General features: G+C 35.7%; 12 protein-coding genes and 1 pseudogene. 3 read left to right on the forward strand and 10 right to left on the reverse strand.

The genetic code is table 11. The features are described 5' to 3' along the window. Positions 1–154: 154 nt before the first annotated feature. The 3 genes from MKY26_RS05860 to MKY26_RS05870 form a co-directional block, all read right to left on the reverse strand. Positions 155–1,864 carry a sigma-54 interaction domain-containing protein gene (locus MKY26_RS05860; RefSeq protein ID WP_341093055.1) on the reverse strand — a complete coding sequence of 570 codons (1,710 nt, stop codon included), beginning with the start codon at positions 1,862–1,864 and terminating at the stop codon, positions 155–157. A 151-nt stretch (positions 1,865–2,015) separates the two neighbouring features. Continuing rightward, the gene (locus MKY26_RS05865; protein ID WP_341093060.1) at positions 2,016–2,555 is read right to left on the reverse strand and encodes a short-chain dehydrogenase; all 540 of its coding nucleotides are present in this window, start codon (positions 2,553–2,555) and stop codon (positions 2,016–2,018) included. 118 nt (positions 2,556–2,673) lie between these two features. Continuing rightward, positions 2,674–3,276, reverse strand: a complete 603-nt coding sequence (locus MKY26_RS05870; RefSeq protein WP_341093068.1) for a hypothetical protein — start codon at positions 3,274–3,276, stop codon at positions 2,674–2,676. A 424-nt stretch (positions 3,277–3,700) separates the two neighbouring features. On the opposite strand from MKY26_RS05870, the gene katG reads away from it, so the two are divergent. Then, the gene (gene katG, locus MKY26_RS05875) at positions 3,701–5,926 is read left to right on the forward strand and encodes a catalase/peroxidase HPI (protein ID WP_095373305.1); all 2,226 of its coding nucleotides are present in this window, start codon (positions 3,701–3,703) and stop codon (positions 5,924–5,926) included. Positions 5,927–5,973: 47 nt separating this feature from the next. Here the strand turns inward: katG and MKY26_RS05880 are convergent, their stop codons facing one another. The 3 genes and pseudogenes from MKY26_RS05880 to MKY26_RS05890 form a co-directional block, all read right to left on the reverse strand. Beyond that, a complete protein-coding gene (locus MKY26_RS05880; protein WP_341093088.1) occupies positions 5,974–7,311 on the reverse strand; it encodes an FAD-dependent oxidoreductase in 1,338 nt (445 codons plus the stop codon). 946 nt (positions 7,312–8,257) lie between these two features. Continuing rightward, a pseudogene (locus tag MKY26_RS05885) lies at positions 8,258–8,687 on the reverse strand (DMT family transporter); the annotation flags it as partial. 207 nt (positions 8,688–8,894) lie between these two features. Beyond that, positions 8,895–9,938 (reverse strand): aspartate-semialdehyde dehydrogenase, encoded by a 1,044-nt coding sequence (locus MKY26_RS05890; protein WP_322909322.1) that lies wholly within the window; start codon positions 9,936–9,938, stop codon positions 8,895–8,897. A gap of 125 nt (positions 9,939–10,063) precedes the next feature. Between MKY26_RS05890 and MKY26_RS05895 the strand changes: the two genes are divergently transcribed. Then, positions 10,064–10,951: a LysR family transcriptional regulator gene (locus MKY26_RS05895; RefSeq protein ID WP_095373302.1), complete on the forward strand. Its 888-nt coding sequence runs from the start codon at positions 10,064–10,066 to the stop codon at positions 10,949–10,951. A gap of 832 nt (positions 10,952–11,783) precedes the next feature. After that, positions 11,784–12,071 carry a SoxR reducing system RseC family protein gene (locus MKY26_RS05900; protein WP_340974850.1) on the forward strand — a complete coding sequence of 96 codons (288 nt, stop codon included), beginning with the start codon at positions 11,784–11,786 and terminating at the stop codon, positions 12,069–12,071. 43 nt (positions 12,072–12,114) lie between these two features. Here MKY26_RS05900 and MKY26_RS05905 read toward each other — a convergent pair whose 3' ends face one another. The 4 genes from MKY26_RS05905 to cobA are packed head-to-tail and all read right to left on the reverse strand — an operon-like array spanning position 12,115 to position 15,181. Then, positions 12,115–12,996 carry a sulfite exporter TauE/SafE family protein gene (locus MKY26_RS05905; protein ID WP_095373300.1) on the reverse strand — a complete coding sequence of 294 codons (882 nt, stop codon included), beginning with the start codon at positions 12,994–12,996 and terminating at the stop codon, positions 12,115–12,117. Positions 12,997–13,041: 45 nt separating this feature from the next. Continuing rightward, positions 13,042–13,674 (reverse strand): NAD(P)-dependent oxidoreductase, encoded by a 633-nt coding sequence (locus MKY26_RS05910; RefSeq protein ID WP_341093108.1) that lies wholly within the window; start codon positions 13,672–13,674, stop codon positions 13,042–13,044. Next, positions 13,650–14,408, reverse strand: coding sequence for a sirohydrochlorin chelatase (locus MKY26_RS05915; protein WP_095373298.1), 759 nt, complete (start codon positions 14,406–14,408; stop codon positions 13,650–13,652). The genes MKY26_RS05910 and MKY26_RS05915 overlap by 25 nt, the downstream gene beginning before the upstream one ends. Further along, the gene (cobA, locus tag MKY26_RS05920; protein ID WP_341093124.1) at positions 14,405–15,181 is read right to left on the reverse strand and encodes a uroporphyrinogen-III C-methyltransferase; all 777 of its coding nucleotides are present in this window, start codon (positions 15,179–15,181) and stop codon (positions 14,405–14,407) included. Before cobA ends, MKY26_RS05915 begins: the two co-directional genes overlap by 4 nt. Positions 15,182–15,186 lie beyond the last annotated feature (5 nt).

Here is a 15,186-nt window from a genome sequence, read left to right on the forward strand (position 1 = left end):
CACGAATCTCGCAATTTTATGTATCTAGGTTAAACGTGAAAATCCTCTCAAGTGAGAGGATTTTTAAATATAAACATGAGAATGATAATTGAGAAAAACAGGTTAAATACATTGATTTCTCATTTTTTCTCAACTTTTCTCTTTGATTCTCAAATTACTTAATTCTTAATTTATTCAGTTTGCGGTATAAGGTTGGTAAACTTATATTCAAGGATTTTGCTACTCTTTTTTTACCTAAGGTATCCCTTCCAAATTCATCTAATAGTCGGAGGATTTCCTCTTTGTTTTCATTGGATTGTGTTCTATATATACGCTTATGATTTGATTGTAATTGTATTTGAGATTGTATTTCATCTTTAAGATACGTTGGCAAACTTTTTTGAGTCACTAATTCACCGATTTCTAATTGAACAAAGTGGTGAACGACATTTTGTAACTCTCTAATATTTCCACTCCAATTGTTATTCAATAAAATCTCCAATACTTCTTTAGAAATTCTTTTCGGTTTTTTTCCAGCTTGTTTTGATAAGTTTTTCATAAAATATTCAATCAATATAGGGATATCCTCCCTTCTATCTCTTAAAGGTGGGATGACAATCGGTATAACATTTAAACGGTAATATAAATCTTTTCTGAACTTCCCTACTTGAACCAATTGCTCCAAGTTTTGATGAGTAGCAGTAATGATCCTTACATCTACTGGGGTTGATTGATTATCACCTACTTTTTCTATTCTTCTTTCTTGAACAACCCTTAATAACTTCGCTTGAAGAGAAGGAGACAAATCACCAATCTCATCTAAAAAAAGCGTACCGCCATTTGCGAGCTCAAAGCGCCCAACTCTTGTGGTATGTGAACCAGTAAATGCACCTTTTACATGGCCAAATAATTCACTTTCTAATAATGATTCCGGTATGGCCGCACAATTTAGTGCAATAAATGGCCTTTTACTTCGATTGCTTCCATGGTGAATAGCTTGGGCAAAAATTTCCTTTCCCGTACCACTTTCACCTCTTAATAGAATAGATGAGTCACTATTAGCTACTCTCTGTGCTTTTTCAATCGTTTTTTGAATACTATGACTAGTCCCTTTAATTTGTTGAAAAGTATAGAGCGTTTGTTTAGCAATCGGTTTTTTCACAGTTCCTTTATCCATTAATATTTGTATTAAATAGGAGATTGTTACATCATTTGATTTGATTGTTCTTAAAGAAACCGTAGCTTTTCCTTTGTTCACTAATAATTCAACCTCTTCAATGACTTTATCCTTTTTGAGTCTTTCCCAATCTTTACTGTACATTAAAGTCGAAATATTTAAGCCTACTACATTTAATCTATCCTCATTAATAGATGAGAATGTTTGACTGGTCGTTTCAATGATGTCTTCTTTGTTAATTAGGACAAATACATCGCTTGTAGTTTGTAAAAAGATTTGCAGTTCATCTAACGTTTCATGATAAAGACGTTCTAGTTCTAGACTTTGTAATTTTATTTCGATCGTCGATTTACATAAGTCCAATTGAGAGTCAATGAGTTCTAATGTTTCATATCGCTGTTCATTTTTCATACCATTTTGAATAACAAGATATGCCACTATTTGATCCGCTATCCTAATTGGGGTCATACTTATTTCTTCATCTGGGTATTCAGTTAATGTACATAAGTCAGTACAAATGCTACATGATTCTTTAAATAATTGTCCAATATGGTTCCTCGTTTTCCGGAGTTTTTCTTCAATAAGGACACTAAAGGTTGAATTCTCCCTATCACAATTCTCAAAATAGATATGTATCTTACAAGAATAGTGGCGAAAGAACCTTATAGCAATTGTCGTTATTTCACTTTTGTATAATTCAGATAACAACAGGATCACCACTTTTACTGAGATTAAAGTTATTATAACAAATAATCTAGATTTCCCATTGGTATATTGACGCATTTAGATCAATGTTACTTTAAATGATCTTATGAAAAATAAACCTTAGTTTAAATAATTCCATTCATATAAAGGTGAATTAAGGTCGCGCCTCCCAAGGCTTAAGTATGCCAATGATGGTGAAATCCCTCTCTGATTGCATACTGTCAATTGTACCAGCTGATATTTCTTCGTGTGTGAGCCACCTGGAAGATGTTCCGTTATATTTGAAGCCTAGTTGGATGATTTTAAGCTTACATTGGTCTTGGTAGTTTTGTTGGGAGGATTTGATACTTTCGATGTCTGAACTGCTGCCTTTTACAAGATAGAGTGTCCAAGGTTCATTTTGTAATTGCTCTATTTGTTTGTTCATTATAGGAATAGCGTTGGGGGCTGTATTGTGAATCCATGCTAAAACAGTGTGAATGGGACCGCCATCTTTGTGAGCAAGGGTAATCTCTTCAATAAGTTTGTCAGTATCTGTGTAATCTAAAAGGCGATAAGTTGTATTTGAATGCTCTAGGGATTTGCTCTTTCTTCCATAGATTCTTGTTTGAGTCGTGCGATCAATTAACCATTTTGTTGTTTCCTTTAACATACCTGTTCCTCCAAAAATGAGCGTATGTCCAAAGTTTTTCATACTGCTTCTCCCTCCTTCTAATTAGCTGCGATGTTACTGCGAGCGCATACATAAAACTTCCATTTATCAGCGATTAAACCCTCTTTTTCACAAAATTTCATTGAAGAATTTTGACGGTTTAAAGAACTTGCTTCTTGTATTGGAAATATTTCTTTTCTAATTTTGCAGAAGTTGCAAAGATATATTGGTAGCTTTGCTGAATAAGTTGAATTAAATCATTTAGTTGCACATTCGATTCATTCACTACTTCTTCTCTCATCTCTTTAAGTGATTGATGAAAGCCTTTAATGTCTTCATATTCCATAATGTCATAGAGTGTTTCCATATCTTCATATGATGTATAGATGAACCGTTTCATTAGTTCGTGTAATCTTTTTGCTTTCAGATGGTAATCAATGTCTAAATTAAAAACATTAGAGTATAGTAATGCTTCATTAGCAATCTCTTTATATTTAGGTTCAATCTTCGTCGTTATTAAAAGTAGTTTTGAGGTAGCGGTTGAGAGAAAGATTTCCTTATCACGATGCCAAATGGTTACTCTAACACCGTAGAAGGTAATCATTCCGCCAATAATCGCTCCAATAAATCCGATCAAACCAGCTATAATGGTCAAGTCCCATTCAAACATGATATGTAAACAAGCCCCTAGAATCAATGTAATACATAATAGTAATAGAGTAATGATGATGATTAAGAAGCTGTTTTCCTTTTGATGAATCATTGCCTTCCCCACCTATTTAAAAGGATTATTAAGAAAGATTATATTAATCAAAGGCTAATACTTTCCATTTTAGTTACTTTCATTTACAATAAAAGATAAATAGTCAGATTTTTCTATCTTTATTTTATGACCTCTATTAACTGATAATACCTTTTACTGATTTATTTTCATTTACATATTAATTTTATCAATTTCATTTGCGTTTTCTCATATCCTCCTTCTCTTTTTACTATTTTACAAGAATAAAAGGACCCTAATATTCCATTGTTTATCCTCTTAGAATATAATTTTCTCGTAAATTTCATCTTTTCCCTTTACTTTTTTTATTATATTTTATTATAATCATTATATAATAATTATTATTATCTGAGATTGATTAGTAGATGATGATAATTACCTCACTTCACAATAAAGGAGAATCAGTATGAGCGAAAATAATATTATTTCTGAAGCAAACCATTCAGGCGGAGGTGGCTGCCCTTTTCATCATGGAAGTGTAACGAAGCAGCAATCTGAAGCAACGACTAACAAAGATTGGTGGCCCAATCAATTAAACTTAAATATTCTTCACCAACATGATAAAAAGTCTAATCCAATGGGTGAAGATTTCGATTATACTGAAGAATTTACTAAACTAGATTACTATGCTTTAAAGCAAGATCTTCATAAATTAATGACGGATAGCCAAGATTGGTGGCCAGCAGACTTCGGTCATTACGGACCACAGTTTATTCGTATGGCTTGGCATTCTGCAGGTACTTACCGTACAGGTGATGGCCGCGGGGGTGGCGGTACAGGTTCACAACGGTTTGCCCCTCTTAATAGTTGGGCAGACAATGCCAACATTGATAAATCTCGTCGTCTTTTATGGCCTATTAAACAAAAGTACGGTAACAAAATTTCTTGGGCAGATCTCATTCTATTAGCAGGAAACGTTGCCATCGAATCGATGGGTGGTAAAACATTTGGTTTCGGTGGTGGCCGAGCAGATATTTGGCACCCTGAAGAAGATGTATACTGGGGTAATGAAAAAGAAATGCTTGGTGATAACCGCTACTCAGGAGATCGTGAATTGGAAAATCCTTTAGCGGCTGTACAAATGGGTCTGATTTATGTGAACCCTGAAGGTCCAAATGGGAAACCAGATCCTGTAGCAAGTGGTAAAGATATTCGGGAAACATTTGCACGTATGGGTATGAATGATGAAGAAACAGTTGCCCTTGTTGCAGGTGGACATACTTTCGGTAAAGCACATGGTGCTGGAGATGCTGCGCAAGTTGGCCCAGAACCAGAAGCAGCGCCAATTGAAGCGCAAGGACTTGGTTGGATCAGCTCACATGGTAGTGGTAAAGGTCGTGACACAATTACAAGTGGAATTGAAGGTGCATGGACTGCAAACCCTACTCAGTGGGATAACGGTTTCTTCGAACAATTATTTGGATATGAGTGGGAATTAACAAAAAGCCCTGCCGGAGCGTATCAATGGCAAGCAGTAGGTCAAGATGAAGCACATATGGCGCCTGATGCCGCAGATAGCTCTGTCCGTGTAAAAACAATGATGACAACTGCTGATATGGCGCTACGTATGGACCCTGCTTATGAGAAGATCTCTCGTAGGTTCTATGAGAATCCAGAAGAATTCGCCGATGCTTTTGCACGTGCTTGGTTTAAACTTCTGCACCGTGATATGGGTCCACGTGATCGTTATTTAGGCCCAGAAGTACCAGAAGAAGAATTAGTATGGCAAGACCCCATCCCTAAAGTAGACTATGAACTAACAGATGCTGAAGTGTCTGAGTTAAAAGCCAAAATTTTAGATTCAGGTTTATCAATAAGTGAGCTTGTTACAACTGCATGGGCATCAGCTAGTACATTCCGTGGTTCTGACAATCGTGGAGGTGCAAATGGTGCGCGAATCCGTTTTGCTCCACAGAAGGACTGGGAAGTGAATCAACCTGAACAACTTTCTAAAGTACTTCATACATTAGAAGGTTTACAAGCTGGATTAAATAAAAAAGTCAGCTTAGCTGATTTAATTGTACTTGGTGGTAGTGCGGCGATTGAACAAGCAGCAAAAAATGCTGGTTTTGACGTCACTGTTCCATTCTCAGCAGGTCGTGGAGATGCCACAGAAGATCAGACGGATGTAGAAAACTTCGAAGTATTAGAACCAATTGCTGATGGTTTCCGTAATTATCAAAAGCAAGAGTACAGTGTAGCTTCTGAGGAGTTATTGGTAGATAAAGCACAACTACTAAACTTAACTGCTCCTGAAATGACTGTGTTAATTGGCGGTATGCGTGTATTAGGTACAAATCATGGTGGCACAAGCCATGGCGTATTTACTGAAAATGTAGGCACACTATCCAATGATTTCTTTACGAACTTACTTGATATGAGTGTAGAATGGAAACCAGTTCAAGGCGGTATTTTTGAAGGCCGTAATCGCCAAACAGGTGAAGTTGTTCGTACCGCTTCAAGAGTGGACTTAGTATTTGGTTCTAACTCTGTATTACGTTCGATCGCTGAAGTATATGCACAAGAAGATAATAAAGAGAAATTTGTTAAAGACTTTATCTCCGCTTGGGTTAAAGTAATGAATGCCGATCGTTTTGATTTAAAAATCAAGGATGCCGTATTAAGCAAGTAATATTATTCTAAAAAGAAACGCCGCTACTTATGTAGACGGCGTTCTTCTTATTTGCTTCTGCGTGCGGCTTGTTGCACTGGGTCCCATACCCCGTTGAAAGGTGGCGCATACGATAAATCTAAATCCATTAAGTCATCGATAGACATTTGATTGTATAACGCAGTGGCAAGAACGTCTATTCGCTTATCTACCCCGTACTCTCCAATTATTTGTCCCCCAAGTAATGTGCGATATTTCTTATGGTATAAAAGTTTAACCTTCATTCTTTTTGCATCTGGGTAATACCCAGCAATATCGTGAGCGTCTGTTACGACAATCTCGTAAGGAATATTTAGTTCTTTAGCTTCCTTTTCAGAAATACCTGTTCTTCCTAATGTTAAGTTAAAAAATTTAATGACAGATGATCCTACGATTCCTTTAAACGGCTTAGGAATTCCTAATAGGCTCAGACCTGCAATTTGTCCCTGTTTATTTGCGTGTGTGCCCAAAGGAATATGATCATCTAACGCTTTAATTCGATGATATTGCGTAGCACAATCTCCTGCTGCATATACATCTTTTATACTGGTTTGCATATAATTGTTCACCCGTATTGCCCCGTGCTGACTGAGTGAAATATCTGTTTTTTTGAGAAATGCTACGTTTGGCTTGACACCAATTGCCACTAAGACAAGATTTGTCTTGTATGACCCTTTATCAGTCGTAATGCTTTCGACAAAAGCCTTTCCTGAAAAGGATTGAACTTCTTCACCTAATTTTAAAGTTACTTGATGCTCTTTAGCCTTTTGATGGATTAGCTGTGCCATATCTTCATCAAAAATGGTAGCAAGTTGTTTATTCCGCTCGATAATGGTTACCCTTTTCCCTAACCTCACAAAGCTTTCAGCCATTTCCAAACCAATGTATCCACCACCAATAATCGTCACATGTTTAATCGTTCGATTATTCATTTCCTGGATTATTTCATTTGCGTCAGGTATGGTTTTTAAAGTGAATATTCCTGGAAGATCAGTCCCCTCCCAATCAGGCATAACAGGACTAACTCCAGTGGCAATCAATAATTTATCGTATGTAAGTTGAAATGGTTGTTGATCAATATAGTTATATCCCTCAACGATTTTCGTATCTGTATTAATATTAGAGACTTCATGTTGTACTTTGGCATCAATTCCATATTTCTCGCGGAAAGTTGTTACAGAACGGGCAATTAAGTCTTCTTTTTGAGGAATTACCCCACTAATATAATAGGGAAGACCACATTGTCCATAAGAATAAATCGTTCCTTTTTCTAATACAGTAATTTCGTGATTTTCCTTGCTGTTGCGAATGATTTGCATCGCTGCACTCATCCCGGCAGCATCGCCACCAATAATAATTATTTTCATCTTTCATTCCTCCCTTCACTAGTTTTGCTCAACAATGTGTTTTTCACACAATGATTCGTTTATTACCTACAATTAAACGATTGAACGAAGTTAAATGAGGGTTAACGTTATCGTATCTTATCCTCTTCCAGCACTTGTGAATTTCTTAATTGAATACCCTTTAGTTCATTTTAAGAAACCATAATGATTGCTTGAGTAATTTATACTCATTGATGGGGCCCAGTAGCAAAACGCAAACTTGTTCACTTATATCATCAGAAATGCTAACAAACGCTAACATTGGTTCTGATGTAAGCTATGCTCATCCTCTTAACCACATTCTTTTACTATCTTACAAAATTGCTTGGCATTAATGTCGATACAGGGATGTCTTTATGTTTCACTTTTCATTTCCTTTTTTAGCCTGCTTCCTTATCTAAATAACAATAGATAGTTCTACGAAGAAATCCCCCCATTTAAGCAACATCCTTTATAGGGAGGCCGTTTGCCAAATTTGTTTTCTGCATTACTATTTCTTCCTTTCTAATTTTACTGATTTTCAGCCTCATCTACCTCTAACCTTCGCTGCTATCCTTCAGCTTGCTGAATGTTCTTGAATAAGGTTTCGTTCCGGAGAGATTCCTCAAATCCTTTTCTTTACTCTTTTAATCCACTCATTTGTCAGTTAAGATTTCTTCACAACCATGACTTTTTAAAGCTCTATTGCAAGTCCAACTTCTGAAGACCAGTTGATAGACAAGCTAACTATTTTCATAGAGAACCATCATTTCTAATTATTCCCAAAAATAATTGTACCATAACTTGATGCAATGGTATTAAGGAAACATAGATTTATTAACAGAGTTAATGTGAATTATTTGCAATAAAATATAGAAAACTAGATTACAAAATATTTTCTACAGAAAAAGATGACTTTCCGGACTGAACTCAATAATAAAATAATCTTCTATTTGTATATTTCATTTTCTCTTTTCGGTAATTTATCTCTCTTTATATGAATGAACAAAACCCCAAATAGCGTTAAGATTCATCCTATAACAGAAACGGTAGTCGGTACCTCTCCAAGCCAAACCCAAGCGATCACAAATGTAAGAGCTGGTGTTAAGTAAAGGGAGCTTGTCGCCTCTGAAGCTCCTACCCGAGATGTTACATAAACTAATGCAAGATAAGGAATAACCGTAGGAAAGAGACCTAAGTACAAAAATGCTATAGGGAGGATCTTATTATTTCCTGACCCAGTCCCGGGAGATAGAAAAGCATAAAAAATGTACCTGCCAAATCGTATATGTAGTAAAAGCAAGAAATCCATACTTTATTAAATACCGCTTTTGAAAAACGAAGTATAAACTTTCTGAAAAGGATGCTAAGAGAATCATTCGTGAATTAGTAAAGTGTTAATAAAAAATCCTCTTCCAATAGAAAATTGGTTGAGGATTTTTGTTTACGCTTCCTGTTCTGTTGATTATTGAAAAAATGATGAAGTCTTTATGAGGGTATTTTCCTCAATCTTTTTATAACATTTACAATTAAACAGATTCTGGTGTTGCTATTATTGTTATTGTTCCATTTCAAGTAGGTTGAGATCAAATGATATCTTTTTCGACCATTGTCAATACAATCTGGACTGAATTCCAAGCAGCCCCTTTTAATAAATTATCTGATACAATCCAGAGGTGGAAACCATATGGATTGTCAGGGTCTTTTCGAACTCTTCCAACAAACGTTTCTGTTTTTCCGACCGCGTAAATAGGCATTGGATATAGTTGATTACTTGGAGAATCCTGCAAAACAACGCCCGGTGCCGAAGATAATACTTCTCTCATTTCATCAACAGTTGCTACTCGTTCTAATTCAATATAAACAGATTCAGAGTGTCCTGTTACAACTGGCACTCTGACACAAGTGGCAGCCATTTTTAGGTTAGAATCTTCGAATATCTTCTTGGTTTCTTGAATTATCTTTACCTCTTCAAAGGTGTAATCATTTTCAGTAAATACATCTACTTGCGGGATTACATTATAAGCAATTGGATAATGTTTCTTATCTTTTTTTGCAGGCATTATAGAAGCGGTAGCCTCTTCACCCGCGAGTAAACTCATTGATTGATCTTTTAACTCATTGATGGCATGTATTCCAGTTCCTGATACAGCTTGATATGTAGAGACAATAATTCTTTCTAAACCAAATAATCTTCTAATTGGCTGAAGTGCTGTCACCATTTGTAAAGCAGAACAATTGGGTACTGCAATAATCCCCTTGTGTCTAATAAGAGTATGTGCATTCACTTCTGGAACAACAAGTGGGACTTCACTTGACATACGATATTCGCTAGTATTATCAATCACCACTGCGCCACTTTCGACCGCGAATCTTACTAATTGTCTGGAAACTTCTCCGCCAGCACTAAAAAATGCAATATCAACATCCTTAAAGCTTGCTTCATCCGCTTCCTTAATGATGATTTCTTGACCTTTAAAAGAAATTTTCTTACCAGCAGATCGCTTCGATGAAAGAAGAGTGATTTCGTTTATATTAAATTCAGTTATTTGCTCCAGTAAGTTAATAATTTTCTGGCCAACTGCACCAGTAGCACCCACAACAGCGATATGATAGCTCTTTTTCCTCATATTATTCTCCTCCGTTAATTAATTTTAAGAAGTGGAATAGGTCCATTTTTTTATTCCTACTTTTACTATAATGGAAGAGTTATTATTTGATAAATTGAAATATATGATATAATCATTCATAAATTATGATACTAAAAAGAGGTTTAGCTATGGAAATGAGACATGTTAAGACTTTCTGTGCTGTTGTTAAATATGGTGGATTCTCAAAAGCAGCGCGTGAATTAGATTATGCACAATCCACTGTAACAACGCATATTAAAGCTTTGGAGAACGACTTACAATCTCCACTTTTCGATCGGTTAGGGAAAAAAGTACTTTTAACAAAATCAGGGCATCATTTTCATCCTTATGCGTTAGAGTTACTTGCGATTTACGAAAAAGCACAAGAAATCCCAAAAGATAGCAACCATCCTGAAGGTACGCTTACGATTACTGCGAATGAATCTTTAGCTGTTTATCGATTACCAAATATCCTACAAAAATATAAACAGATAAATCCTAAAGTGAATATTGTTCTTGAGACGGGAACAAATGAACAAGCAATTAAGAAGCTGAGAGATGGAGAAACAGATATCATTTTTTTGATTGGACAATCAATGGAGTACGATGAGCTCATTACGACTCCTTTGTTTGATGAGACCTTAGGTTGGGTTTTACCGGCTGACTTAGCTTCATGTGAAAATCCATTAAAGATATTAAAGGATTATCAGTTTATCTATACAGAGAGAAATTGTGGGTACAGATCCATGGTGGATAATTACATACGTATGAGTGGACAGATGCCTGACAGAACATTTGAAAGTTCAAGTATTGAAGTTATTAAACAATCAGTTTTGTGTGGGTTGGGCCTTGCTATTCTTCCTTATATTGTTGTGAAAGAAAATTGTAACAATAACGAATTAATCTTTAAGCCAATTGAAGCATCACAACTTATTAAAAGTAATGTGATTTATCATAAATCCAGATGGATCTCTCCAGTACTACAATCTTTTCTTAGTATATTAGAAAAGTAGAGCAATTTAATGTATGATTAAATACTATTATTTTTTCAAACATTTAGTAACGATTTTTAAAGAGCCTTACTATGTATAAAATGTAGTAGGGCTCTTTAAAATCGTTAAGTTAAATAACCAAAATCGACTTTTTTAATATCAAATTTGCTTAGCGTATGTTTTCCGCGTATTGCTACCAGGCCCCCTTGATTTGGATGAGACCAATGTCCTCTAAAATATAATGAACTCGTACTCAAAAAAATCAGTAATATGATAATAATTAGCCCAATCTACTTCAGAGTATGTAAAATTACTCTCATCTATAATCACTATAATTATTTTTCTTTCTATATCTAATGATTTAAACACTTCGTTCGGAGCAACTCCACTATTAATAATAATAGTATCATTCATCTACTTTGAAAATTATTGTATCTTGATCAATATTAGTTACTATAAAATTATTATGTAAACTAATCCTCCTTTAGATTGTCATGTATACAAAAAATTATTACAGTGAAGCAAATAAGGATAAATTACCGGATTAGGTGTAAATTTTGTATAATAATAAATTTTATTAGATGATAGCCCCCGATAATTTTGTAATAATATCCTTTTAAAAGTATAATTATGCATCGTGATTTTCCATAAACAAAGGATTATACTTGCTTTTTTCAACATGTGTTGTAGTAATATCTTTAATAACAGTTTACAATTTACACTTATTGCAAAAGGAGGAGTCAAACTGAATAAAATATATCCTCTAAAGTATTTAAGCCATTTTTATAGTATTATAGTCTAAAAGGTTTGCCGCTTACATAAAGTGGATATGTCATAAGAAAGGAGAATTTACATGAAGACGATAGAGATAAAAAGATTTTCTGTTAGTAGTGTTGTAAAAAGCACATTGTACTTATTATTTATCCCCATTATTGGGATGATTATTTTCGGATTATTTTCTTCCTTATTATTGTTTACCGAAGATGGTGTCATCGCCTTTACTGGCATTTTATTTATGCTTTTATTATCTGTATTGTATGCGGCCATTTATTTTGGCATACTTGCACTCATGACCGTTATTTATAATTGGTTAGCTGGAAAGTTTGGTGGCTTGACGATGGTAATTGAAGAGAAAGAGTAAAGAAACTAGGCTGGGATCATTTCATCCCAGCCTTACTGGTGTTTTAAGAGTTTAAATGTAGCATTTTTTTATGGTAGATTCGAATGATTGTAAAGATAATTGCTGTTACCCATATGATTGCGACAGCACTATACACAATGGGATGAATCTCTTCATTACTAATCCATGTTTGTACAATTGTTTGAATGTTAATGAGAATGATGAATCCTCCAACAAGCACCCCCATTAATTGTGGATTTAATTTCTGTACAAGCCAAGCAGCGATCGGTGCTGCAATCACCCCCCCTACCATGAGTGCTCCCACCCAAAGCCAATTTACCTCGTTCCATCCTAAAGAAATAAGAAAACCAATGGATGCAGAAAGGGCAATCGCAAATTCACTTGTGTCAACAGTCCCAACAACTTTCCTTGGGCTTACCCCTTTTTTTGAAAGCAATACTGGTGTTGTAACTGGACCCCAACCGCCACCACCTGTGGCATCAGCAAATCCGGCTATAAAACCTAAAGGAATCGATTGCTTTTTACTGAGATTGATCGATGACTTGTGGCTACTTTCCTTATATTTAAATAAAAATCGTATAAAGATAAAAACACCTAATAGTAAAAGGAAAAGGGCAATATATGGCTTAGCTAAATCACCTGGGATATTACTTAAAAATGTGGCACCTAAGAACGCACCAATGGAACCAGGGATGATTAACTTAAATACTGTTTGTTTATCTACATTGCCAAATTTAATATGTGAGATACCTGAAGCAGCAGTAGTGACAACTTCAGCAAGATGTACCGATGCGGAAGCAACGGCAGGTACAATGCCAAAAGCAAGTAAAAGCGATGTAGAAGTCACTCCGTATGCCATTCCAAGAGCACCATCAATTAACTGTGCGAATAAACCAATAAAAATAAAAAGCAATAAATTTTTCATGGGTAACACCTCTTTCGTTAAATAAAAAAAGACAAAATCTATTTTCTAGATTTTGCCTTCGGTTGACCGAACAGCAGCTATATGTAATGCTTCTAAGCTCTCTCTTTGTTGTTTATTATTTACACGGAATTCATCTGCTAGTACCTCTTGTAAATAGTCATTTTTTTCAATCTTACTTATAGGCAATTTTTTAACCAACTGCCTATATTCGGCAAGAAACGCTGTATACTCCGTCCAACTTTCATCAAATTGTTTACTTAATTGTTGTTTTAATGCTCTTGTTAACTTTGGACTACTGCCATTTGAAGTAACCGCTACTTGCAGATGCCCTCTCGTTACAGTAGCGGGGAAGATTGTATTGCCATCCGTTAATTCATCTACTACACAAACTAACTTTTGCTGGGTTAATATTTCGCCAAAATGGTTATTAATCGCTCGATTATTGGTGGCGAGAATACAAAGAAACGCATCCTCGAAATCAGCCAATTCGACCTCTCTTTCTATGCATTGAAAATGATTTTGTTGCGCTAATTTAAAGACTTCATTTGAAAATGCAGGTGCGATAAAAGTAATATTGGCTCCTTGTTCTAATAAAACTTTCGCTTTGCGTGCGGCAATCTTCCCACCTCCCGCAATGACAATTGCCTTATTACTTAAATCAATAACGAGTGGTTGCAATCTTCTGGGCCCCCTTTATTTAAATATTGCATCAATCGAAGTTGTATGTTGGAGATGCGACTTAACGGTTCAATGATGAAAGTTTGATCTCCTAAAGCTCTTTTTTGTTCGGTGAATTGCTGCAATTCATCTAGTAATAACCCTGAAAATAATAAGTAAGGGATAATAATTACTCTATTATTTGTACGATTCTGTGATAAATGGTAGCCCTCTTCAAGTCGAGGAGTGGCTGCAGCAAGAAAGCAGGAGGTCACGTTATTCACAGCTAACCTTTCCTTTAACCCAGTTGTAATTAAGTGGAAATCCTTATAAATGTTCATATCGCTACTTCCACGTCCTACTACAAGTAAATGATCTGTTTCGGTAATGGGAGAATATTTTTCGTTTATTAAATCAGTTATTCCGTCTAAAATATAGCTCTGGACGCCAAAAGGTGGATGCAAATTGATTTTAATAGCTGAAAAGCGCTTCTTCAATAATAGTAGAAGGCCAGGAATATCCTTCTTGTAATGCCCTCCTTTTAATAAAAGTAACGGAATGACATCAATTTCCCGTGCTCCTTGATGAACACAAGCTTCTATTCCTTGCTCAATCGTTGGGGCACATATTTCTAAATAGGACCATTCTTGTATAGGGACATTTACTTGTTTCATGATGGTCTGCAAAAAACCTTCTACTTCCCGTATCCCTTTTTTTGACCTTGTGCCGTGAGCAATATAAAGGATGGCTTTCATTCGCTATGTACCTTCTGAAGGGCTGAGCCATTTTCAATATACCAGTTCAGTTCGTCTCGTAGTTTAACGACCTCCCCAATAATAATCATACTTGGATTGATGATTGCTTCTTCTTCCGCTAAGTTTACAATCGATTTTAAATTTCCAGTTATCGTCCGTTGTTTTAATGTTGTTCCCCACTCCACAATAGCAATTGGGGTATCACTATTTTTTCCGCTTTTAATAAGATGATCGACAATGACAGGCAATTGTGAAACACCCATATATATACAAAGTGTATCAACCCCATGTGCTAAGTGATGCCATTTTTGGTCAGCAACTGAGTCACCCGCTTGATGACCGGTAATAAATGCAAAGCTTTGACTGATTTGCCGATGGGTGACAGGAATGCCGGCATAGCTCGCAGCGCCAATGCCAGCAGTAATCCCAGGAATCACTTCAAATGGAACACGATGTTTCACACATTCAAGGGCCTCTTCTCCTCCACGACCAAACACGAAGGGGTCCCCACCTTTTAGGCGAACAACTGTTAATCCTTTTTTTGCATATTTCACGAGGAAATTGTTGATCGTTTCTTGTTTCATCGTATGATAATGAGGAAGCTTCCCACAATAAATCAATTGTGCCTCTTCTCTCGCAAATGATAAAATTTCCTGATTGACTAGTCGGTCATATAAAATTACATCCGCTTGCTGAATTTTTTTTATTGCTTTTAATGTAAGTAATTCAGGATCACCACAGCCTGCACCAACAAGGTAAACATAACCCTTCATTTATC

It is taken from the genome of Cytobacillus sp. FSL R7-0680 (assembly GCF_038009245.1).
GTDB classification, from domain to species: Bacteria; Bacillota; Bacilli; order Bacillales; family Cytobacillaceae; genus Cytobacillus; species Cytobacillus kochii.